This window comes from Methanomassiliicoccales archaeon LGM-RCC1 (assembly GCA_030168575.1).
Taxonomy (GTDB): domain Archaea; phylum Thermoplasmatota; class Thermoplasmata; order Methanomassiliicoccales; family Methanomethylophilaceae; genus Methanoprimaticola.
In genome coordinates, this window is sequence record CP115555.1 from 373,666 (window position 1) to 395,082 (window position 21,417).

Below are 21,417 nucleotides of genomic sequence, written 5' to 3' on the forward strand. Positions count from 1 at the left end.
ACGGGGTCGCCCCCGTCCCGTTTAAAGTTTCTCGAGATACTTCATCACGGACTCGAAGACGCATCTGCCGTCTCCTTCCTCCGTGTCGTATCCCCTTGTCCAGTCAGGGTGAGTGAACCTTGTCATCACACGCTCCGGATGGGGCATCATTCCCATGACGTTACCGGCAGGGTTGCATATTCCCGCGATGTCCGAGGGGGAACCGTTGGGGTTCCACGGATAATCGGCGTCGGAACCGTCGGGACGGACGTACCTGAAGACGATCTGGTCGTTGTCCTCCAGCTTCTGCACGAAATCAGGATCCATGCTCATCAGGTTCCCTTCTCCGTGAGCGGAGGGGATCATCAGGGTCTTCTTGGCAGGCACCTTGCTTGTGAAGACGCACTTGCCCCTGTTGTCGTTCCTGAGGATCGTGGGACGGCACTCGAACCTTCCGGAGACGTTGTTGTACAGGGCCGCCTGGGGCTCTGCGGACATGGTCTCCTCGATTGCGGGTAGAAGTCCCATCTCGACGAGGATCTGGAATCCGTTGCAGACTCCGAGGACGGGCTTGCCCGACTCCACGAACTTCTTGACGTCGCTGCCGATACCGGCCTTGATCCTGGCTGCGAATATCGCACCTGCACGTACGTAGTCTCCGGCGGAGAATCCTCCGGGGAATGCGAGTGCGTCGTAGTCCTCCAAACTGCGCCTCATCTCTGCAGGGGCCTGACCGAGCAGCTGCTTCAGATGGACCTTCTCCGCCTGGGCTCCGACCATCTTGAAAGCGTTGGCCATCTCATCCTCGCAGTTCGTTCCTTCGATGCGTATGACGCATACCTTGACATCCTCTGCCTTCATTGGGAAGCACCTCCCATGATGTTCCAAATGGGATCGTTCCAGGCCTTCCTCATCTCCTCGACGGTGATGACCGTTCCGTTGTCCTTGATCTTCAACTCATCACCCTTGGTGATTCCGATTATCTGGGCATCGTCGCCCATGATCTTGGTGAACTCCGTCGCATCCTTGCCGTCGACCTCGACGATCCAACGGCTGTTGCTCTCGGAGTAGAGCTTCCTGCTGAGCTCGCCCTCCATGGCTGAAAGGTCGAGTTCCGCTCCGATCTGACCGGAGATGCACATCTCGGCCACGGCCACGGCGAGTCCTCCGTCGGAACAGTCGTGGCAGCTGAGGACGAGCCTCTTGTCCATCGCCTTCAGCAGATTGGCCATGTTCCTCTTCAGCGCAGGGATGTCGACTCCGGGGACCTCTCCCTCCACTCCTCCGAACTTGCGGAAGAGCAGGGATGCCCCCATCTCGTCCTTCGTCTTTCCGACTATGAATATGCAGCTTCCGGCCCTCTTGAAGTCGGCGGTGACGGCTTTGGTCACGTCGTCGATGATTCCGCATCCCAACAGCATGGGCGTGGGCAGGATGTGCTTTCCTCCAGGAGCCTCGTTGTAGAGACTGACGTTTCCTGAAGGGATCGGGATGTTGAGCTCCCTGGCGATCTCACCTAATCCCCTGACCGCCTCCCTGAAGACTCCGAGCCTCTCCGGGATCTCGGGGTTTCCGAAGTTGAGACAGTCCGTGAATGCGTTGGGCATCGCGCCTACGGCGACGATGTTCCTGCACGTCTCATCGATGGCTGCCATTCCTCCCTTGTAGGGGTCTGCCTCGCAGAACCAAGGGTTGCAGCCGACTGCAGCTGCCAGCCCCCTCTTGCTTCCGGGCACCGGCAGGAGAACGGACGCGTCTCCGGGACCGGTCTCATTGAGCTTTCCGACCATCGGGTGGATGGCCGTGCTGGCGCGGACCTCGTGGTCATACTGCCTGATGGCCCACTCCTTGGATGCTACATTGAAATCGGACAACAGTTTGAGGATGACCTCCTTGTCAGAGGGCAGCTTGGGGAACTTCTCGTTCTGCTTGGAGGACACCTTGGGCAGCGTGTAAGGCCTGTTGTAGACCGGTCCTCCTGTGAGGAACTCCAAGTCCATGTCGAAGATGAGCTCTCCTTCCCAGAACAGGCGGGTGTGCCTAATATCAGTGGTCCTTGCCACGGGTGTGGCCAGCACATCCCACATATCGAAGATCTCCAGGACCTTCTCCACGTTCTCGGGCTTACAGGTGCACATCATACGCTCCTGCGACTCCGACACCCATATCTCCCAGGGTGCAAGTCCGGGCTCCTTGATCGGGACCTTCTCCAGGTCCACATCCGCTCCGCATCCGGCTTCCAGCGCCATCTCTCCGACGACGCAGCTCAGTCCTCCGCCTCCGAGGTCCTTCATTCCGGTGATGAGATGCTTGGCGTTGACCTCGAAGCATGCGTGCATGACCGGTTCCTTTGTGATGGGGTCTCCCAGCTGGACGGCTCCCCTGGAGTCCTCATCCGAGGTGGCTGTAAGGTCCGCGGATGCGAAGTTGACTCCGTGAATTCCGTCACGTCCGGTGCGTCCTCCGATGAGGATCATTACCTCGCCGGGCCCTCCGGCGAAGTTGTTGGCCAGGTCCTTCCTCTTTACGATTCCGAGGCATGCCACGTTCACGAGGCAGTTGCCTGTGTACTTCTCATCAAAGAAGAATCCGCCTGTTATCGTAGGGATACCGCAGCGGTTACCGTAGTCCCTGATTCCGGACACGACACCGTTGACAAGGTATCTGGGGTGCTTTGTTCCCGGAGGGATCTCCCCGCTGTAGTCTATGGGTCCGAAGCACAGGGGATCCGCCAGACCGATGGGCTGCGCTCCCATGCACACGACATCCCTCAGGATTCCTCCGATTCCCGTCGCTGCTCCTCCGTAGGGCTCGACAGCGGAGGGGTGGTTGTGACTCTCTATCCTCAGACAGTAGCCGTAGTCGTCATCGAAGACCATGACCCCGGCATCTCCCCTGGAGAGGATATCCTCCCTGTCCAGTCCGAATACGAACTCCTTGAGGATGGGTTTGCTGCTCTTGTAGCAGCAGTGCTCGCTCCATGCCTGTCCGAGGGACTGGAGCTCCACATCTGTGGGATTCCTACCCTCCTTCTTGAAATAATCGCGGACCACCTTCATCTCGTCCACGGACAATCCCAAGGCCATGTCTGCGGAGACCTGCTTCAGCTGGTCGTCCGTGGCATCTAGGATTGCGACGTCGTAGAGCGGGAAGGGGACATCGCGCTTGATCATCAGATCTGCCATTGGATCATCTCACTGCGACCTTGTAGTTCTGGATGACAGGGTTCGCCAAGAGCTTCCTGCACATCTCCTCCCCAGCCTTCTTGGCCTCTTCGGGAGGAAGGTCCACCTCCACCTCGAAGAGCTTGACGAACCTGACCTCGCCGAGCCCCTCGAAACCGAGGGATTCCAATGTCTTCTTAGTGTTCTTGCCTTCAGGATCGGCAACGCCTTTCTTGAGCTCGATTCTGATCTCTAGTACAGCCATAAACATCCCTATCGCGTGCGTGGATAAAAGGGATTGGTGGGTGGCTGTAGCCACATTTATGAGCTAATAAAACATCGGGTTACCCGATGGCAGATTCGATTGTTCTCAAGGTGGCGATGCCCGAACGTCAGACGGAGTCAGGATACGGCCGTGCAAGGATGGATTCAGCATCCCGCCGCAAGCTCGGTCTGGAGCTAGGTGACACCGTTGAGATAATCGGAAAGAGGTCTGTCGTGGCCAAGGTCTTCCCCTGCGGGATAGATCAGGAAGGCCAGGGCCTGATAGCCATCGACGGACTGGCCAGGACCAACGCCGGGGTGAGCATAGACGAGAACGTCACGGTGAAGAAATGCATCCCCGCGGAGGCCGAATCGGTCATGCTGTACCCCAACATCCCCGAAGGGAAGAAGATCCGCTTCGGCAAGGACATAGAGGAAATTTTCAAATCTGGTCTGCAGGGCAGACCATTGATGATGGGGACGGACATCATAGTCCCCAACGTGGCGCTGATGGGGAACAGGTCCACATTCAATGTCGCATCCACAACCCCCAGAGGTCCGGTTATCGTCACCAAGAAGACGAAGTTCACTGTCAAGGACATGGCCCAGAAGCAGACCGAGAGGACTGCAAGAGGGAAGGTCACGTACGATGACGTCGGAGGACTGGACGACGAGCTTAAGAGGATCAGGGAGATGGTGGAGCTTCCGTTGAAGCACCCGGAGCTCTTCGAGAGGCTCGGGATAGGCGCTCCCAAGGGAGTCCTCCTGTACGGTCCCCCGGGGACCGGAAAGACACTCATAGCGGAGGCTGTGGCCAACGAATCCGGGGCTACCCTGTTCTCGGTCCGCGGACCCGAGATCATCGGACAGTTCTACGGACAGAGCGAGGAAAGGCTGAGGGACATCTTCAAGGAGGCCTCGGACCACACCCCCAGCATAATCTTCCTCGATGAGATAGACTCGATAGCCCCCAACAGGGATTCGGTCGCAGGCGAGGTCGAGAGACGCGTCGTAGCACAGCTCCTGACCCTGATGGACGGACTCGGTGACAGAGGGAATGTCATAGTCGTTGCAGCCACGAACAGGGAGGATTCGATCGATTCCGCCCTCAGGAGACCAGGAAGGTTCGACAGGGAGATCGAGATAGGCATACCGGGACGCAAAGCGCGCTGCGACATACTGAATGTCCACCTGAGGGACATGCCGTTGACTGAAGATGTGTCCGTGGACGCTCTGGCAGGACTTACGCAGGGATTCGTCGGTGCCGATCTCGCTGCATTGTGCAGAGAGGCCGCGATGAAATGCGTCAGGTCTCACATGAAAGATCTGGACCTGGACAAGCCCATCCCGATGGACGTCCTCGAGGACATGAAGGTCACGCTGAACGACTTCAAGGATGCACTCACCGAAGTGGAGCCCAGCGGAATGAGGGAGGTCCTGGTGGAGATCCCCAAGGTAACATGGGAAGACGTGGGCGGACTGGATGATGTCCGCGCCCAGATCGAGGAGGCGTTCATCCCCGAGGAGGGAAACAAATCCTACGAGAGACTGGGCATAGAGCCTGCCAAGGGAGTCCTGCTGTACGGTCCCCCGGGAACCGGTAAGACTCTGATCGCCAAGGCCATCGCCAACGAGGCGGGAGCCAATTTCATCACTGTCAACGGACCCGAGGTTGCAAGCAAATGGCTGGGAGAAAGCGAAAGGGCGATCCGCCAGATCTTCAAGAGGGCCAAACAGATGGCTCCGTGCATCATTTTCTTCGACGAGATAGATTCGATAGCCCCGATACGCGGAGGCGAAGATGGATCCTCGTGGGAGAGGGTCGTAGCACAGATGCTCACATCAATGGATGGCGTCGAGAGCCTGAACAACGTCATGGTCATGGCCGCCACCAACCGCCCGGACATGATCGATCCCGCACTGCTGAGGCCTGGAAGATTCGACAAGCTCGTCCTCGTTGGAAAGCCCGATGAGAAAGCACGCTGGCACATCCTCAAGGTCCACACCCGCAAGATGCCTCTGAAGGATGTCGATCTAGAATTCGTAGCATCGAAGACCGACGGCTATGTCGGGGCGGATCTCGCAGCGCTCTGCAGGGAAGCGGGATTGGTTGCATATCGCGAGGACCATGATTCCGAGTATATCACCATGGACCATTTCATGGCAGCTTTGGAGAAGATTTCACCCTCCGTGGATTCCAATATGTTCGCCAACTACGAGAAGATGGGCAAGGACATCAAGAAACGCCGTGCATCTTGGGATAACATACCGTTCTACGGCTGATATTGAAAGTTAGTCAGCATGACTTCTACATACTGTCTTTATAATCTGAACATGACACAAGGCATGCATGTATCAAGAAAATGATAATGCGAAACCATCTCTCACAAGAAGAAACATCCTTGACTCTAACTTCAAGCAGCTGATGCACAACACCGATGTGCTCTCAAAACTGGTAGGGGATTGGGTTACAGAACTGAAAGACAAGGATCCCGAGTATATTCGCAAATGTCTCTCTCCAGCTAGCGATAACATTCCCGGAAGGAATGCTGAACTGATTAACTCTAGAGGGCGCAAGAGCGAATTGGACTCACTGTTCGATATCACGCTACCCGATAACGAGAAGGTCAAACTCATATTGAACGTTGAAGGACAGGCCGATCCGAATCCAGGGTACAGTCTGGTCGACATGGCCCTATTCTACGCGTCATCCATCATTGCCGATCAGAGGGGGAAGGACTTCTCAGGGGACCATTATGAGGATCTGAAAAAAAGTGTATTCTGTATGGTGCGTACTTCAGCCTAGGGACAAGGACCGCAATTCAATCATCAGATACAGAGTTCAGGGATCAATGGAATGGTCTTCAGATGAACGCACCGACATCCCAATCAGCGATCGCCTGGAAATTCTGGTTGTAAATATCGGATGGGCGGATTCCAAGGCACCGAACGCCATGATGGGGATCATGAACACCATGTTTTCCAGCGAATTGTCTGAGAACGAGCGTAATGACGCGCTGTCGATCAATTATAATATCCAAATCAATAATATTTTATCCAGGAATCTGGAGGCGATACGCATGACACTTACCCTGGATGAGGAATTGGAGAACTATCGCAATCGCGAAGCTTACAACAGAGCAATGGAGAAGGCTATCCCTGTTGCTGAGAAAATTGCAATGGAGAAGGCTATGGAGAAAGCTATGGAAGAAGCTTCAGAAACTATTATAGAAGAAATCTCCAAAGTGACCTTGAATGTAATGGATTCTTTAGACATCACGATCGATGAGGCTCTTGGTATAATGGATTTAGAAGAACCGATGAGATCAAAAGTTTATGAAAAGGTGAATGAAAAAAACTCTGAGAGATGAACTCACAGCAAAATCATCAAAGGCCCTTCTGCATATACGGCAATTCCTTGGCGAACCCCAGCGATGCATAATACTGCCTGACTCCCACACCGCTGGTCACACGTATCCCCGATTTCCCATTATCTTTGGCGATGCGCTCGGCCTCACGTACGAGGGATTTGCCGTATCCTCTGTGCTGCCAGTCCTCTCCGTCCTCGCCTATGGATACGATCTTTCCGAATACCTTCAGCTCCCTGATCGTGGCCACAGGATTCGAATCTATCCTGACCCTTACATAACCAACTATGGAATCCTCGTATTCCATGGCGACGAAGTACTCCTTTCCTCCGCTGGCGTCATACTCTGTGATCTTGAGCTGCACTTTGTCAGGATCGTCGAGGGTGATTCCCCTGTGCCCTACCTCCCTGCAGCGTATGCACCTGCACGGTCTTCCGCGCCTCTCCATCTCCTCGGCCACCAGCTGGCGGATGTTGCTCTTCAAGATCCCTGCGGTGATCTGAGGAACGGGGATGTCCCTCTGGATGCGCTGAATCCTGACGTACTCCGGTACGGTCTCCTTCATCCTGCACAGGAGATCGACGGCCTCTTCGGTATCCAGTGGCTTGTACGAGCCTTCCTTCCACCAATCCAGCACCTTGGTCCCCTCGACGACAAGTGTAGGATAGAACTTCAGCATGTCCGGACGGTAGTCAGACGAATCGAATACCTTACGGAAGCACTCCAGATCGTGCTCCGGCGATGAGCCCGGAAGTCCAGGCATGAGATGGTAACATACCTTCAGTCCGTGGTCCTTGCACCTCTTGGTGCAGTCGCGGACTGCGTCGGTGCGGTGGCCACGGTCGACATGGTCCAAGATATCATCGTCCAGGATCTGCACTCCTAGTTCCACCCTTGTTGCCCCGAGTCTCATGGAACGCTCTATCTGAGCATTGTCGAAGACGTCCGGACGGGTCTCCACTGTCAATCCGACGCATCTGTGATCTGAGAGCTCATTTAGAGCCTGAGCCTCGCCTAGAGTGAGTGAATCCACGCCGTTCATGGCATCGAAGCATCTCCTCACGAACCATTCCTGGTATTCAGGATCCCTGCAGGTGAACGTCCCTCCCATTATGATGAGATCTATCTTGTCGGTCTGGTGGCCGATCTCAGTCAGCTGCGTTATCCGGTCCATGACCTGTCTGTACGGATCGAAATCGTTCCTTCCAGCACGCCTTGCTGCAGGTTCCTTACCTGTATACGACTGGGGAGAATTGTTCGCTACCCCTCCGGGACAGTACGCACACTTCCCGTGAGGACAGTCGAACGGTGAGGACATGACAGCGACCACGGCCACTCCGCTCATGGTGCGCATCGGTTTCTTGATCAGATAGGGTGTGAGAAGCTTGCGGTCTTCCGGTAGGACGTTCGCCAATATCTCGGAGTTCATAGGGACCTGTTCGAGGCCGTACTTCTTGCAGAGTTTGAGTTTGAAGTTCTGAAGCTCGTCACGATCCTTGACAGTCTGGCTCTTCACCGCTGCGATGATCTCCTCGGACAAAGAGACGATGCGCTCATCCATAGTACACGCTGCCGGTTTCCTTCTTCTTGGAGGGCTTCTTGGGAGCGGCCTCGAGAAGGTCTAGATAGATGATCTGGGCAAGGTTGATGAATCTGATGACGCCGTCGTCGAGCTGGAAGACCATCGCCGTCTCGGATCCAATTGCGGAATAACCTTTGAAAACTCCGACGGTTAGCTCCTCGTCACCGTGGTTGACGCGATACTTGGACCCAACAGAAACCGAGAACTCCCCATCCATGCGAATCACTTCTGGGCCATGAGTTCCTGGAAGTGAATCACTGTCTTGCGATAGTTCTCCATGGCCATGGTGACATTGGCCTCGGTGAAGCTCCATGCCTTGACGATGTCCCCGAACCTTATGCGGTAGCCCTTGCGGATCTGGTCGTTGTATTCCACATCCATGGCCTCCAGCAGATCCATCGACTTCAGCTTGTTGATGTGCCTGTAGATGGTCGGCTTCGTGGTATCGAGAAGAACCGCCAATTCCTCTACTGTCCAGGGTTTGGACGGGAAGGCCATCAGATAATCCATGAAAAGACGGTACGGAACGCTCTCGCGTATGGTCACGGCCCCGGTCTTGGGATCGTAGCCCTTAGGCAGATAGCCTATCTGAACGAGGAAAGTCTCCGCGACGACATTGACGTCGGTAACCCCGCTCATGGGTGTGTTGCTAACCACCTGAAGCTCAAACATCTGATACCAGCCTCCACTATAGCGGTTGATGATTTTAAAGGTTAAGGTAGGACGTTAATTAGCGATGCCAAAGACCTTAAATTCGATGATAAAAATCGTAAGAAAAACACTGTTAAACGCAGTGCTTAAGCCGTGTTATTTTCAAAGGTTCTCGGTCAGCCTCTCGATGGCCACCTGCACACTAGAGGTGGGTATCACACGGGAAACGGGTATGGATAGGATCTTCTCCACCGTAGGGGCGACGATAGGTGCGCACACGAGACCCAAAGCACCGTCCCTCTCTGCACGGACGGCTGCGATTATGGCATCCTCGAGGGTCGCCACGGGGTACTGGTGGACATTGATACGATGGCCGCCTATGATCAGGCTGCTCGGAACGTTCTCCAAAGCAGTGGATGCGGCTATGATGGCGATAAAACGTGAATCATCGGTCTTGTTGAGCATCTTGAGAGCCTTGATGACCTGACGCACCGTGCGCAGATTGGGCTCCCTCTCCCCCTCCATGACCTTGTAGAGGGTGCTCTGTGATATTCCGGATGCCTGGCAGAACTCGTTTAGGGACATGTGCATCTCGTCCTCCAGGATGTTCCTGAGAGCGATCTGGAATCCGCCCTCCTCCCTGAGCATTCCTGTGACCAGGTCGTCAACCGTCATTTGAATTACCTTTGGCGAAATCGGCCGCGTTGAGGCCGGCCACGCAACCCTGGCCGACAGCCTTCGCCACCTGCCACGGCTTACCGGTTATGTCCCCGCAGGCGAAGACCCCGGGAACGGATGTTCTGCACTCTGCATCGACCTTTATGGAATCGTCCATCTCCGGCATGACGTCGAGGTCCATCGCTATGTCGGCAGCGGATTTGGCCCCGAGCTCGATAAAGACTCCGTCAGTGGGGATGACCGTCCCGTCCTGGAGGGTTATGGATTCCACTTTGCCGTTCCCGTCTATGGATTTCGGTCTGGAGGTGTACATCCTGACGCCCGCATCTAATGCTGCCGTAACGACAGCGTCGTTGGCCGTCAGGTCCCATGCCACCCAGCAGGTCTCCGAGGCATAGGATGTCATGAGCTTTGCGGATACCGCGGCCTCGGATTCGTTGCCTACCAGGACGACCCTGCGACCCTTGTAGAAATTGCAGTCGCAGACGGCACAGTAGCTAACGCCCTTGCCGAAAAGCTCCTTCTCTCCAGGTACGCCCAGCTTCTTCCTGGAGATGCCTGTGGCGATGATGACCGCCTTGGACCTTATCTCGGTACCGTCGTCGGTCGTGAAGACGAAGGAATCCCCGTCCTTACCCGACGTCACGATGTTCTGATCGAGGAACTCGGCACCGAACGAACGCGCCTGGCCCACTCCCTCCGACAGGATCGTGTCACCGTCGCTGGATGCACCCAGGTAGTTCTCGATCTCAGTTCCGTGGACGGAACTGTTGATTACCTTACCCACGACCAGTGTGCTGGCCTTCTTGCGTGAAGAATGGATGGCGGCCTGCAGTCCGGCAGGCCCGCATCCTATTATCAGAACGTCAGTCTCCATGTTCAGAGTCCGTTGACGACCTCGAGGATCGCCTCTTTGGGCCTGAGTCCTACGAGCTCCTGGACGAGGACCTTGTCCTTGAAGATGAGAAGAGTGGGGATGGCATTGATCTGGAACCTCACAGCGATTCCCTGGTTTTCATCGGTGTTGAGCTTTGCGACTCCGACCTTTCCGTTGAGCTCTTCTGCGAGCTCCTCGATGATGGGCCCCATCCTCCTGCAGGGTCCGCACCAGGGTGCCCAGCAGTCGATGATAGCGAGCTTGTTGTCATCCACGAATTTGTCGAAGTTGGTCTCGTTGAGTTCGGTCACCATTTTTGATCACTGGATGCGAGATACCTTCTACTAATAAAAAGCACCACTCAGTCCCATCGGTGAAGCCGTCCATAGCTGACGCTGCCGGGATGCATTTCGTAACGTTCACTCCAGCACGAACTCGTCAACCGTCTTCAGCTTGGGGTACTCACCGATCTTCTTCGGCATGACGTCGAGGTCCTGGCCGTACAGGTCGGAGAGCTCCATGTGCAGGAACTCTATCCTGTCCGCTCCGCGGAACGCCCCCTTGTTGATCAGCTTGGACACCGAATGGTTGTGGTTAACCACCCTGTTGTCGCTCACCAGATTATCAGCATGGGCGACGATCTTCTCCTCGATCGTCCTGGGCATGTAATCCCCTGGCGGAAGGCCCATCTCCTCCACATCCTCGTCGTCCAGACCAGCTCCGGTGTGCTTGCGGACGATGTCCACCAGCTCCTTCGGGAGACCGTATTCCTCCACCATCTGGGATCCTATGTAGGCATGGAATATCGTGTGATCCTTGGCGCGGCCTATGTCGTGAAGGAGCGCTCCGGCTGTTACCAGGTCCTTGTTGGCCGAGGTTATCCTGCTTGAGATCTCGTCCGCAACTGCCCTCACTGTGCAGCAGTGGATTATGACCCTCTTCTTACAACCGCTGTCAATGAGGAACTCGATGCACTCGCGGTCACTCGGAATTGACAACTGTCTTCCCCCTCTCGTTGGGTATCACTGTCATCTTGCCGTGGCGGTCCTCGTAAAGGGCCTTGCCCTCGGTGTAACGGTCCAGGAATATGGCCAGCGCTGCGATCTCCGAATGGGGCTGGTTGCCGACAGAGACGTTGAAGTCTGCACGCTCATAGACCTCGAAAGGCACCTTGGATGCGCCGACGATGATCATTATGTCCTCGTCCTTGGGGATCTTGGGGATGGCATCCACTACCTGCTGGCCGTACATGGTCAGATGGACTATCTTTCCCTTGAAGTCCTTGGTGGCCTCTTTCCAGGTCACGCCGGTCTTGATGGCGTAGTCCCCTCCGAACCTGTCCACGACGCTGCGGATGTTCTCCTCCAGCACCGGGTCGTACGTGTCGACGTATATGCCCTTGGCTCCCAATGCCCTGGATGACAATGCGACATGGGTGGTCACCCTCTTGTCCCTCTCGGGACGGTGGCCGATTCTCATTATCCAAATGTCGGACATCTCACTCTTCTTTGATGAGCTCTATCCTGTGCCCGCGGTAATCCATCTTGACGGATCTGCGGACAAGGCTCTTCAGCATTGTCGAGGACAGACCTAATGTCTCGGCGACATCTCCCGAGAACTTCCCGTCCTTGCCCACCTCAGCGAGGATCTTGGACTCTATGTCGGAGTACTCCTCATCGCTCATCATGGCGGCCGTGAGGACATCGCTGATCTCGTAGACCGGCCATTGAGCGTTGATATTGAATGAGGTGTAGTATGTGTGATAGGACTTTGACGGATACCCTCCGTCCTTAGAGAGCCAGCGCATCTCTACGAGCTTCATCTTCTCGAAGAAGATGATAGCATCCCTGCCCTCGCGACCGAACTTCTCCTCGATCTCGTCGGCAGTCCTCCACTCCAAGGTCACCTCTTTCAACACCTCTCTTTTGATAGGTGTATCAACGGACCTGAGCATGGGAACCAGCTCGGACGGTTCGTTGATGACCTTTATTCTGTTCATAAACATAGTTAATGGAGTCATGTTTATAAATAAGGTGTGTGCCAAATCGCATATAATCCAGTTTTTCTTACCATTATTGGACAAAAATAGACAGCTGTTAACGTGATCCAGCAAAAGACCGGTCGTCAAACGACGTATCGATGGAATTATCGACCGATTCAGTCCCTGAAATCAACTTTAATGGATAATATGGACAGTCTTCCCATCCAAATCCTTATTAACCGACTTCCTAATCATCAGTGCATGAAACAGACCAAGGAACCCGAGCTCAGGTGGCAGTGTCTCAACTGCTACAAGGTCTACAAGGGTGCTGAGGGAGAGCAGAAGGCTCTCGACTGCTGCGGATCACTCATCCAGGGATGGTGGACCAACTACGGCAAGTGGGGCAAGCAGAACTGGTACGGAAGATGAGTACGTACCTCTACTGAGACCTTTTCAAACCCAATTTCTTATACATTCTAATTGACATTAGGTTTTCATATGGCTGAGGAGAAGGAACCGATCGGATCCATTTCAGAGGAGTTTGCGTTGCTTGAGAGGCACATAATGATCCTCAAGACGGTGAAGCTGAACCAGCCCATCGGACTGATCAAGCTCTCGGCCATGACAGGGATACCGAAGCACAAGGTGAGGTACTCGCTCAAGCTGCTGGAGAAGGAAGGCATCATAATGGCCACCCAGGAAGGGGCAATGGTCACCGAGAAGTACGATGAGTTCCTGAAGAACATCTCTGAATACGTCAAGGGCCTGTACTCAAAAGTCGAGGAACTTCTGTCCCAAATCTGACGTCTGAATGGGCTCTACGAATACTTTTAATATGAGTCCATCATTCCACGCATTACTACCAAGCCGCTGTAGCTCAGTAGGTAGAGCGTGTGACTGTTAATCACAAGGTCCTCGGTTCAAATCCGTGCGGCGGCGCCATTATCTTTTCCACCACCGACTTCTGTCCTGTTCTTCATCCCATTCATATGGGCGGAGCCATCGATTCATTCCTCATGGTCGGAGATCAATCCGCGGACGACGCTCTGCCTGCTCTTCTTGGATTTGTTGTTGACGTAGTTCACGAGATTTGATCCGGTCAGCATGACACTGGAGGGTCCGGAGCGGACATAGAACTCCTCGGTCTTCCCGTCCTTCAGGAACACAGGCTTCTTGCATTTGGAGCAGTCTACGCGGATGATGGCCTTACCATCCTCCATGTCTATCACCCTGAAGGAGATGTAGGGAAAAAACTCGTCACCGATCTTCGACGAGATCATATGCGTAAGGTGCAAATTCATCTTATCCCTGTTGTCGAACTCCTTCTCATCCACGCCGTAGATCGAACCATCATCGGAGACGCCTATCATCAGGATGCCTCCGGTGGTGTTAAGGAACGCGACTATGGATTTCAGAACGGCCTTCTCCATCCTCTTGTCGTTCTCTCCAGTCTGAATGTTCGTGGTGATCGTGGACTTGAACTCCAGCTTCTCGGATTCTCCCGAGGTGATGATCTTCAGCGCCTCCTCCCTCGCAAGCTCGTTGGAGTACACGCTGTCGGAATAGACCTCGAGGCTCCTGTTGATACCGCTGTTGATTACGACCCTGTCCAGACCGAGCTCGCTGAGAGCGGCGGTTATAGCCGCACCGATGATCGCATAGATGACGTACATCGTCATGTTCCAGAGCTCGAATCCCGAATACTCCTGGAAGTGATAGTAGACGCTCTCTGCGACGAACATTATCAGCAGAACGGTCATCCCTATGCTGAACCCTGCGGAGTAGATGAAGAGCTTGTTGTCCTGCTGCTTCTCCGGGGAGGAATGAAGCATCGTGTACACGACGACCTGCCCCATTAGCATGAGGCACACTCCGGTGAGCATGCTCGATGCAATGTCTATCAGATAGTGCTGGTCCTTGAACGCGCTCGAGATGACGACCAGAAGGAGGGCGATCATCATGATAAGAATCAGGAGAGGGGGCACGTGTGCGACCTTGCGATCGGTGATTATCGCTATGGCCAGCATAACGGATATCGGGACCGACAGGATCAGCTGGTCTATCCTTCCCAAGAACAGGTCGTTGGCCGATATGCCTATGGCCAAGGCCAGGAACAGAATGTACAGCACTAGCGTCCTGGTGGGGATGTTGTTATAATTGTCACCCAGCAACCCTTCCAGGGTCCCTTTCTCCATATGTGCCGTAAGATGATGCCCGTATTTAGGAAAAACCCCTCTAAGGCGCCCGTTCGATAATTTATTATGTATAATCGGTTTAACGACGTCCGATGGGCTCTTAGCTTAGTCAGGTAGAGCGCTCGGCTCATAACCGAGTGGTCACTGGTTCGAACCCGGTAGGGCCCACCACTTTCCTACCCAGATCTTGTAAAAAATTTCTATGGTTTTCGTTATAGCTTCCTTTATCTCGTTCCGACCCACACCAGAGTGGGCCAGAATTCTCGTCTGGGCCCACTCCGGATCACACCTCCTCAGGGCCTCAATGTGAACGGCCTGTTGTTCCTGTTACCATATACCCTCGCCATGGCAAGGGACTCCTTTCCTCTGGCGTAGTAGAGCTCGGTGGTCTTGGTTGAAGCATGCCCCATCATGACCGAGACATCCTCGACCTGATTACCGCAGTCGAGGAGCCTCTGCCCGAATGCCCTGCGGCCCGAGCGCAGCTCTATCTTTGTGCCAAGGATCCTCTCGATGGGTGCCTTCAGCTTGCAGAATCCCTGCTGGGTGTAGAACTCCCCTCCCCTCTGCATCGGAGGGAACAGAGAATCGGTCTCCATTCCGAGCATCGCAAGCCTCTTCTTCCTCTCTTCGACGTACCTGAGGATGATGTCCTCGACGCCGTCCATGACGATGGCGGTACGCTGATGTCCGTAGCTTCCCTCCCCCTTGACATGGACGATGCGGAGGAACACCTGACCCTGAGGTCCGGTGAGCACATCCGATGCGTACATCTTGCGGGCCTCCTGTGTGCGGAGACCTGCGCTGGAGCAGAGAAGGATGGCAGTGCACCCCTCGAGGATCTCGAAGCTCTCGGTAGACCTGCCTAACTCTATCACCCTGTCGATGACGGAGTTGAGCATCGGATCCTTCATGCCGTTGTATGCATGAGGTCTATAGATGGCATCGAAATCCCTGAATTCCTTGACCACTTCATTACCGACCGATTTGCAAAGCTGATTCAGAAGACAGAGGTCCTTGCTGAGGGTGGCGTCGCTGATGTTGTTGCTGCGCCTGAACCCCACATACGCTTCGATGTCGTCGGTGGTTATCTTCCTAGGGTTATTGGTTGAGACCTTACCCTCCTCGTAGAGGATCTTGAAGTTATCCGCTATCAGACGGAGCTTCCTCTGCTTGTTGTACACGGTACTGGCGCTCTGATGCTGCGCGATCTTATCGATGTACTTGTTGACATCGGTCATGAACTGGTACCTCATCAGTATGCCCCCTGGGTGATGGTCGTTCTAATTGCTGGTTCTGTGGTGCTTCCTTGCATGATACATGCTGTGATCCCGATGGGTTCCGCACCTGTGCATGCATCATGTCCGCGGATTGCGGCTCCGTTCTCAGAACATCTTTTCATGTGTTCGTCTCCTATACTGTCAGTCTTTGGGAAAATTTTCCCGTAAGGGGAATATGCAAGAATGACCGGATCGGATAGGGCTTCTTTTCCGGAATTTTGCTTGGAAATTATCGATTTTGATTCAATCAAGCTCAAATTCCGGGTCCAAATACCGTTTTTCTGTTCGGTCAATTTTGCCGTATTTTCCGTATTCGACTGTATGGGTACGATTTCCTCAAAACTATTTAATACCTTTGGGGATAATTTCCCAATAGGGAAAATATGGTTCAAGTTGGTAATAAGATCAAAATCGACGCATCAGGAAGGATAACCATACCTTCAGAAATAATGAAACTCATGGATCTGGAGAAGAATTCCGATGAGGTCTATTGGGACATCAGTGGAAGGAAGGTCTGCTTGATGAAGGTCACCACGAAATACAACGGATTCGATTTCGAGACACAGGAGATAGAGGAGAGACTGAGAGATTATGAAGATCAATACCTTGTGAACTTCGATCCCGAGGTCGTCGACCCCGAGGAGATAGAGAGGCTTTCCAGAGAGCAATACCTCAAGGACAAGAAGAACAAGGAAGAGCTCCGCAGGCTCAAAAACAAAGATAATCAGTGACCGGTGACACTGTGGATACAGATATTCTAATCAGGAATACGATAAAGATAAGGGATGATTTCATCCATATATTGGATGGCGCAAATATATCTTACCAGCCTATAGAGAAAAACCTTGGTGGCTTTGTTTTAATAACAGCATGTGGTGATCAGCAGATTATCCAGGTTGATCAAAAGGAACTCGATTCGTTAAAAATGAGATGGAACACATGGGTCGATCATGTGAAACCATACTATGGACGCAATGATTGTGTCTATAAAGCAATAGTCCAGATTGATCAAAATATAAAATGCGGATGGCGCGTGCATGATAAGGATTTGAACAAATTCAAAGAAAAGGTCAGATTCGCTCTTGATGGAATGCTGGAAATATTAGAAGAAGAACAGCAATACAAAATAAATGAACACGTTAATCTGATAGATTCAGAGCATATCACGATCAATATAACTACAAAAATTCTAACTTTAAACATAACCGATCTACAGGCAATATACCAAAAAGTTCGACAAATCGCCATAGATTCTGACATCTCTGAAGAAGATAGACAAGAAATCATCAATATCACTAAAGAAGGGGAGAACCATCCTGATGATATCAGTGTACTGAAAAGACTTGGTAACAGGATTCATAACAGATTGGAACAATACTCTCCCGAACTAGGAATTGTCAGTCTTTTCTTACAAACATTCGGACCTGCTCTCGGAATCTGACATTAAAATGTTACTAATTCCCAACTAAGGTAAACCTTTTACTCCCTTTTTCTATACTTAATAACGGACAGCATGAATGAATCGTTCGATCTCGAAGAGATGATCTGGATCGGTGAAGAGGACATCGATGTCGTCACGGACAATGTGAAAAGATCCGGCATCCTGATAGACGAATGGGATGAGGATCCTGAAGAGACCGGGGACCCATACACCAGATGCGAGATGTATGAATTCAAGGATATGAAAGTCGAGATGCTGTACATAGGCGAGAATGATTATCCATCCGACATCCGTGCTACGATCGTAGTAGGGCACCAGACAAACGGTGTGATGGAGTATATCGTTCCTGAAGAAGAACTAAGGCCTACGCTTGATTCGCATTCTGAAGTCACGGATCCATCATCACCTTTCATCAGAAAGAAATACCTCGAACTTTTGAATTACCGCGATGCTGATCGGAACTGATTAGATGAACACAATAGCGGAGTATGATGAAATGAATCACACCCCCTGGGATGTTTTCCACCCTTCATTCACTCGCGCAGGCATATCGTCCTTTCCATCTTCAATGTAAAGTAACGTATTGCTGCGCTTCGAACAGCCATTCCGGGTTTCAAACACCCAGGTTTGTGTTGTTATGATCTATAGATACAAAGATCAGGAAAACAAAATAAACTCCTTAAGAAACGACTTGGAAACCGATTACAGGATTTTGACCGGTGAGGTCGTCATCGAAAAGCTGAACGTGGAGGATCTGTACGAAATCGTCCGCTACGGATGGGACAGGAACGACCTCCAGAAGATGCTGGACGAGCAGGACTACGCAGGCATCGGAATGGTGGCCGCATGGATAAGGGAATGCGGCAACGGAAGCGGATTCATGGTCGAGGACGACCCGTACGTGTATCCGCTTGACGAGGACGGCAACTACACCGAGGAAGGCCTTGGGAGGTGCTGCTGATGGCGACTAGGCAGGAGCAGATCCTGATTCACCTGTACGGACAGTTGGGATACGGGAACACCTATGAGATGCCGTATAAGACAACTCAGGACGGCATCGCAGAAGCGATCGGAATCTCCAGAAGCCAAGTGTCTGCAGAGATCAAGAAGCTGGAGGAGAAGGGGTTCGTATACCACCTCCAGAGGCACGTGACTTCCAGCCCTAAAAGGGCATACGCGCACAGGATGTGCTACAGGCTGAACACGCTCGGCATCCTGACCGTGAAGGACATGCTCGCAAGCGGGGAGGTGGCCTGAATGCAGGATTGGCAGATAGCCGTGCTGAACTCCGAGGACCTGAGGGTGGACCAGGACCAGTACACTGGATACAGATTGGTCATCAGAAGGACTGACAAGGGCCACAGAATGAGCATCCCCGCGATTGTCGCGACCGTCAGGAAATCCAAGAGGAAACCGGTCATCATGTGCCCGGACGAGCCCTTCAGGGGGATGTTCGCGGACAGGAAAGAGGTCCTGGACATCCTGATGAGCACCGATGAATACGAGGAGTACACGGTGTGGATGGCAGAAGCGAAGATGAACGGGGTGATCTGATGGGGAACAGAGCCGTCATCACGACCGAAGAGAACTTCGAGAAGAGGTCCGGACTCGGGATCTACCTTCACTGGAACGGAGGAAGGGACTCCGTCCAGGGATTCCTGGAGTACTGCAGGCTAAGGGCCTTCAGAAGACCGGAGAACGACGATTACGGATGGGCCAGGCTGGCCCAGGTTATCGGGAACTTCATGGGAGCCGACGGATGCTCCGTAGGAATAGACGACGTCAAGTGCCTTGACATGGACAACGGGGACAATGGAGTCTATCTGATGAAGGACTGGAAGATAGTCGGAAGGAGGTTCTACGATTCCACCTGGGAGCAGAACGAGTACGGACTGTGCGAGTTCTTACACTATCTGGACAAGGAACAGCCTGAGAATCAGCAGCTCGGCGGGGATATGATCGACTGCCTGATGCACCACGGGAGGACGATTTCCGACGTCTGTTGGAACTATTCTTACGAGATGAACAAGAGGAAAGAGGAAGGGATGGGATGCACGGGATTCAAGATCGGATCGTACTACTCTCTGAACGAGAGGCAGCCTGACAAGATCCTCAGAGTTGTCGACAAACCGTTCATGGAACTCATCGTGGAGATGAACGAGGAAGAACTTACTCTTCCCAGATTCCAGTGGAAGGACGGAAGGGAGTCGATACTGGCCCCGGACGAGATGAGAGGACACATCTCCATCGATTCCACCAAGGAGGTGATCGCATGAGCCTGTTCGAGACGGGGACGGTAGTCATGACCTGCGATATCAGAGATCTAGTCTACTCTGACGAGCACGCAGAAGAAGTCGTACAGAATTGTCTGGAAAGACACTGCAAGGGCGACTGGGGAGACCTCTGTGAGGACGACAAGGCGATGAACAATGAATCTCTTGAAGCAGAGAAGAAAGGGGACTGGGCGGACAGCCTGTTCAGCAGCTACGAGACCGACGTCGGGAAGATATACGTAATCACGGAATGCGACAGGTCCGCAACAACGATACTTCTTTCAGACGAATATTGAATAATAAGGGGCGAAAGCCCCTTTACATACCATCATGTTCGAATATTATCGGGTTAGGGGGCCTATCCTTGGACCCGATCATTGGAGGTCCCTGATTATTATCCGTATCCTCTTTGCGATCATAATCAGAATGCTTGTAGAACGTACACGTCTGTGAAGATCATCTATTGGAAAACGTACAAATTGACATGACAAAACAGATGGAAGACGTGCAGATACCTCGTATCCGCAGATGGTTACGACAGGAATCATACTCGATGTGAGAATTCACTGGGACGGACCTTACTGATGCCATGTCACCGAACAGAATCGATCCTCTGCAACACCATAGTGCGAACTATGCTATCGATATCATCCCCTGCGGCCGCTTCCACCCCGAACGCATCGCATAGCATGCCTCTGATTATTTCCAGGGGTACCCCGTACCCGTCATCCGCCATGGAATCCGCCCTGTGCATCACCGTATATGCGACATCCAGCGCGGCAGCCACGCCCTCATCCGAAAGGACGGTGTCCAGCCTCTCACTGAACTCCTCTCTGCCGATGCCCATGCCGGAATACCCGTACAGACGATTCCCGGTCAATCCCATCCTCTCCAGGACGTCCCTCGGCTCGAACGGCATCGGATGCTCGTCCCTCTTCCTCAGGGCCCATCCGACGGCGTCTATGACCGCTCTCGCGGCCGCTATGCCTATGTCCGAACCGGTACCGGTCCAGTTCTCGCGACCGCTCCCTCTGGGTGAGAACACGGCAACCGAATCGGATGTCGTCCCCGTCTCCAGGAACCCCTGTCTGAACATGGCAACCGTCTTCCCTTCAACGATGGGGTTCATGATGTTCACCTTCGCGGCCAGGGTGAGGGGCTTGGGCGATACGACACCGATGTTGATGGTGCCCGGCCTAAGCGCCCTCATCCTCTTCATGGACGTCTCGGATTTCATCCCGTAGTCGGTCAGCTCCTCTCCGGCGATGACATGGTTCGCGAGGCCTGCGGTAGCGAAGGCGGTGACCTCGACTCCTCTGCATGCTGAGGACTTCACATTGAAGACCTGGTCCACCTCGGCCGCCGTCATCATGCCCACCGAGTTCTCCGGCAATCCCAGTGAATCCCTGACGCCCGCGATCAGGGCCATGAAGTTCTCGCATTTGAAATCCTTCGGGACCTCCATGATGAACACGGCATCGGCCGCCGCCATCCCGCCGTTGAGAACGGCGCTGCTGAGGACCTCCATGGTCTCGGTGAACCTGATGGCCGCCACGGGCCAGCCTTTCATGTTATGCATATGGATGCTCTTGATGAACGGAGGGATCGTTCCACCTTCTTCGGGGGAATGGATGTTAAGGTGAGGCCGCCCGGAATCCCGGACGGCCTTCGTTTACCAAAGGTT

The 21,417-nt window shown here is 53.4% G+C and carries 29 protein-coding genes and 2 tRNA genes; 15 read left to right on the forward strand and 16 right to left on the reverse strand.

From position 1 onward, the window contains the following. Positions 1-21: 21 nt before the first annotated feature. Genes purQ through purS form a run of 3 tightly spaced genes read right to left on the reverse strand, consistent with a single transcriptional unit; the run spans position 22 to position 3,408 of the window. Positions 22-840 carry a phosphoribosylformylglycinamidine synthase subunit PurQ gene (purQ, locus tag PED39_01795; protein ID WII07951.1) on the reverse strand — a complete coding sequence of 273 codons (819 nt, stop codon included), beginning with the start codon at positions 838-840 and terminating at the stop codon, positions 22-24. After that, positions 837-3,164, reverse strand: a complete 2,328-nt coding sequence (gene purL, locus PED39_01800) for a phosphoribosylformylglycinamidine synthase subunit PurL (GenBank protein WII07952.1) — start codon at positions 3,162-3,164, stop codon at positions 837-839. The genes purQ and purL overlap by 4 nt, the downstream gene beginning before the upstream one ends. A 4-nt stretch (positions 3,165-3,168) precedes the next feature. Continuing rightward, a complete protein-coding gene (gene purS / locus PED39_01805) occupies positions 3,169-3,408 on the reverse strand; it encodes a phosphoribosylformylglycinamidine synthase subunit PurS (GenBank protein ID WII07953.1) in 240 nt (79 codons plus the stop codon). Between the two features lie 86 nt (positions 3,409-3,494). On the opposite strand from purS, the gene PED39_01810 reads away from it, so the two are divergent. The 3 genes from PED39_01810 (at position 3,495) to PED39_01820 (ending at position 6,778) form a co-directional block, all read left to right on the forward strand. Continuing rightward, positions 3,495-5,690 (forward strand): CDC48 family AAA ATPase, encoded by a 2,196-nt coding sequence (locus PED39_01810; GenBank protein ID WII07954.1) that lies wholly within the window; start codon positions 3,495-3,497, stop codon positions 5,688-5,690. Positions 5,691-5,757: 67 nt separating this feature from the next. Beyond that, positions 5,758-6,213: a hypothetical protein gene (locus PED39_01815; protein WII07955.1), complete on the forward strand. Its 456-nt coding sequence runs from the start codon at positions 5,758-5,760 to the stop codon at positions 6,211-6,213. A gap of 274 nt (positions 6,214-6,487) precedes the next feature. Next, positions 6,488-6,778, forward strand: a complete 291-nt coding sequence (locus PED39_01820) for a hypothetical protein (protein ID WII07956.1) — start codon at positions 6,488-6,490, stop codon at positions 6,776-6,778. Between the two features lie 16 nt (positions 6,779-6,794). Here PED39_01820 and PED39_01825 read toward each other — a convergent pair whose 3' ends face one another. The 9 genes from PED39_01825 to PED39_01865 form a co-directional block, all read right to left on the reverse strand. Further along, positions 6,795-8,336 carry a tRNA uridine(34) 5-carboxymethylaminomethyl modification radical SAM/GNAT enzyme Elp3 gene (locus tag PED39_01825; protein ID WII07957.1) on the reverse strand — a complete coding sequence of 514 codons (1,542 nt, stop codon included), beginning with the start codon at positions 8,334-8,336 and terminating at the stop codon, positions 6,795-6,797. Further along, entirely contained in the window at positions 8,329-8,574 is a 246-nt protein-coding gene (locus PED39_01830; protein ID WII07958.1) for a hypothetical protein, read from the reverse strand. The genes PED39_01825 and PED39_01830 overlap by 8 nt, the downstream gene beginning before the upstream one ends. A 5-nt stretch (positions 8,575-8,579) precedes the next feature. Continuing rightward, complete coding sequence (locus PED39_01835) at positions 8,580-9,029, reverse strand: helix-turn-helix domain-containing protein (protein WII07959.1); 450 nt, start codon at positions 9,027-9,029, stop codon at positions 8,580-8,582. Positions 9,030-9,170: 141 nt separating this feature from the next. Beyond that, a complete protein-coding gene (locus tag PED39_01840) occupies positions 9,171-9,683 on the reverse strand; it encodes a helix-turn-helix domain-containing protein (GenBank protein WII07960.1) in 513 nt (170 codons plus the stop codon). Next, positions 9,673-10,563, reverse strand: coding sequence for an FAD-dependent oxidoreductase (locus tag PED39_01845; GenBank protein ID WII07961.1), 891 nt, complete (start codon positions 10,561-10,563; stop codon positions 9,673-9,675). Before PED39_01845 ends, PED39_01840 begins: the two co-directional genes overlap by 11 nt. A gap of 2 nt (positions 10,564-10,565) precedes the next feature. Beyond that, complete coding sequence (trxA, locus tag PED39_01850; protein ID WII07962.1) at positions 10,566-10,877, reverse strand: thioredoxin; 312 nt, start codon at positions 10,875-10,877, stop codon at positions 10,566-10,568. Positions 10,878-10,982: 105 nt separating this feature from the next. Further along, positions 10,983-11,561, reverse strand: a complete 579-nt coding sequence (locus PED39_01855) for an HDIG domain-containing protein (protein ID WII07963.1) — start codon at positions 11,559-11,561, stop codon at positions 10,983-10,985. Beyond that, a complete protein-coding gene (locus PED39_01860) occupies positions 11,545-12,060 on the reverse strand; it encodes a tRNA (cytidine(56)-2'-O)-methyltransferase (protein ID WII07964.1) in 516 nt (171 codons plus the stop codon). Before PED39_01860 ends, PED39_01855 begins: the two co-directional genes overlap by 17 nt. 1 nt (position 12,061) lies before the next feature. Next, positions 12,062-12,562, reverse strand: a complete 501-nt coding sequence (locus PED39_01865) for an ArsR family transcriptional regulator (protein ID WII07965.1) — start codon at positions 12,560-12,562, stop codon at positions 12,062-12,064. A 243-nt stretch (positions 12,563-12,805) separates the two neighbouring features. On the opposite strand from PED39_01865, the gene PED39_01870 reads away from it, so the two are divergent. From PED39_01870 to PED39_01880, 3 genes are all read left to right on the forward strand, one after another. Then, entirely contained in the window at positions 12,806-12,973 is a 168-nt protein-coding gene (locus PED39_01870; protein WII07966.1) for a hypothetical protein, read from the forward strand. Between the two features lie 69 nt (positions 12,974-13,042). Continuing rightward, on the forward strand, positions 13,043-13,348 hold the full coding sequence (locus PED39_01875; GenBank protein ID WII07967.1) for a hypothetical protein: 306 nt from the start codon (positions 13,043-13,045) through the stop codon (positions 13,346-13,348). Positions 13,349-13,410: 62 nt separating this feature from the next. After that, a tRNA-Asn gene (locus PED39_01880) sits at positions 13,411-13,486 on the forward strand. A 65-nt stretch (positions 13,487-13,551) separates the two neighbouring features. Here PED39_01880 and PED39_01885 read toward each other — a convergent pair. After that, the gene (locus tag PED39_01885; protein ID WII07968.1) at positions 13,552-14,739 is read right to left on the reverse strand and encodes an ATP-binding protein; all 1,188 of its coding nucleotides are present in this window, start codon (positions 14,737-14,739) and stop codon (positions 13,552-13,554) included. Positions 14,740-14,833: 94 nt separating this feature from the next. On the opposite strand from PED39_01885, the gene PED39_01890 reads away from it, so the two are divergent. Then, positions 14,834-14,910, forward strand: a tRNA-Ile gene (locus tag PED39_01890). A 122-nt stretch (positions 14,911-15,032) separates the two neighbouring features. On the opposite strand, the gene PED39_01895 is transcribed toward PED39_01890, so the two are convergent. Beyond that, positions 15,033-15,995, reverse strand: coding sequence for a site-specific integrase (locus tag PED39_01895; protein ID WII07969.1), 963 nt, complete (start codon positions 15,993-15,995; stop codon positions 15,033-15,035). After that, on the reverse strand, positions 15,995-16,141 hold the full coding sequence (locus tag PED39_01900) for a hypothetical protein (protein WII07970.1): 147 nt from the start codon (positions 16,139-16,141) through the stop codon (positions 15,995-15,997). The genes PED39_01895 and PED39_01900 overlap by 1 nt, the downstream gene beginning before the upstream one ends. Before the next feature lie 261 nt (positions 16,142-16,402). Between PED39_01900 and PED39_01905 the strand changes: the two genes are divergently transcribed. The 8 genes from PED39_01905 (at position 16,403) to PED39_01940 (ending at position 20,029) form a co-directional block, all read left to right on the forward strand. Continuing rightward, positions 16,403-16,750 carry an AbrB/MazE/SpoVT family DNA-binding domain-containing protein gene (locus PED39_01905; protein ID WII07971.1) on the forward strand — a complete coding sequence of 116 codons (348 nt, stop codon included), beginning with the start codon at positions 16,403-16,405 and terminating at the stop codon, positions 16,748-16,750. Between the two features lie 11 nt (positions 16,751-16,761). Further along, positions 16,762-17,460, forward strand: coding sequence for a hypothetical protein (locus PED39_01910; protein WII07972.1), 699 nt, complete (start codon positions 16,762-16,764; stop codon positions 17,458-17,460). A 72-nt stretch (positions 17,461-17,532) separates the two neighbouring features. Then, positions 17,533-17,925 (forward strand): hypothetical protein, encoded by a 393-nt coding sequence (locus PED39_01915; GenBank protein WII07973.1) that lies wholly within the window; start codon positions 17,533-17,535, stop codon positions 17,923-17,925. Positions 17,926-18,151: 226 nt separating this feature from the next. Then, the gene (locus PED39_01920; protein WII07974.1) at positions 18,152-18,421 is read left to right on the forward strand and encodes a hypothetical protein; all 270 of its coding nucleotides are present in this window, start codon (positions 18,152-18,154) and stop codon (positions 18,419-18,421) included. Then, the gene (locus PED39_01925) at positions 18,421-18,717 is read left to right on the forward strand and encodes a winged helix-turn-helix transcriptional regulator (GenBank protein ID WII07975.1); all 297 of its coding nucleotides are present in this window, start codon (positions 18,421-18,423) and stop codon (positions 18,715-18,717) included. The genes PED39_01920 and PED39_01925 overlap by 1 nt, the downstream gene beginning before the upstream one ends. Beyond that, positions 18,718-19,014 carry a hypothetical protein gene (locus tag PED39_01930; protein WII07976.1) on the forward strand — a complete coding sequence of 99 codons (297 nt, stop codon included), beginning with the start codon at positions 18,718-18,720 and terminating at the stop codon, positions 19,012-19,014. Next, entirely contained in the window at positions 19,014-19,736 is a 723-nt protein-coding gene (locus PED39_01935; protein ID WII07977.1) for a hypothetical protein, read from the forward strand. The genes PED39_01930 and PED39_01935 overlap by 1 nt, the downstream gene beginning before the upstream one ends. Beyond that, positions 19,733-20,029: a hypothetical protein gene (locus PED39_01940; GenBank protein ID WII07978.1), complete on the forward strand. Its 297-nt coding sequence runs from the start codon at positions 19,733-19,735 to the stop codon at positions 20,027-20,029. Before PED39_01935 ends, PED39_01940 begins: the two co-directional genes overlap by 4 nt. 296 nt (positions 20,030-20,325) lie before the next feature. Here the strand turns inward: PED39_01940 and PED39_01945 are convergent, their stop codons facing one another. Then, complete coding sequence (locus tag PED39_01945) at positions 20,326-21,303, reverse strand: adenosylcobinamide amidohydrolase (protein ID WII07979.1); 978 nt, start codon at positions 21,301-21,303, stop codon at positions 20,326-20,328. Between the last annotated feature and the right edge of the window lie 114 nt (positions 21,304-21,417).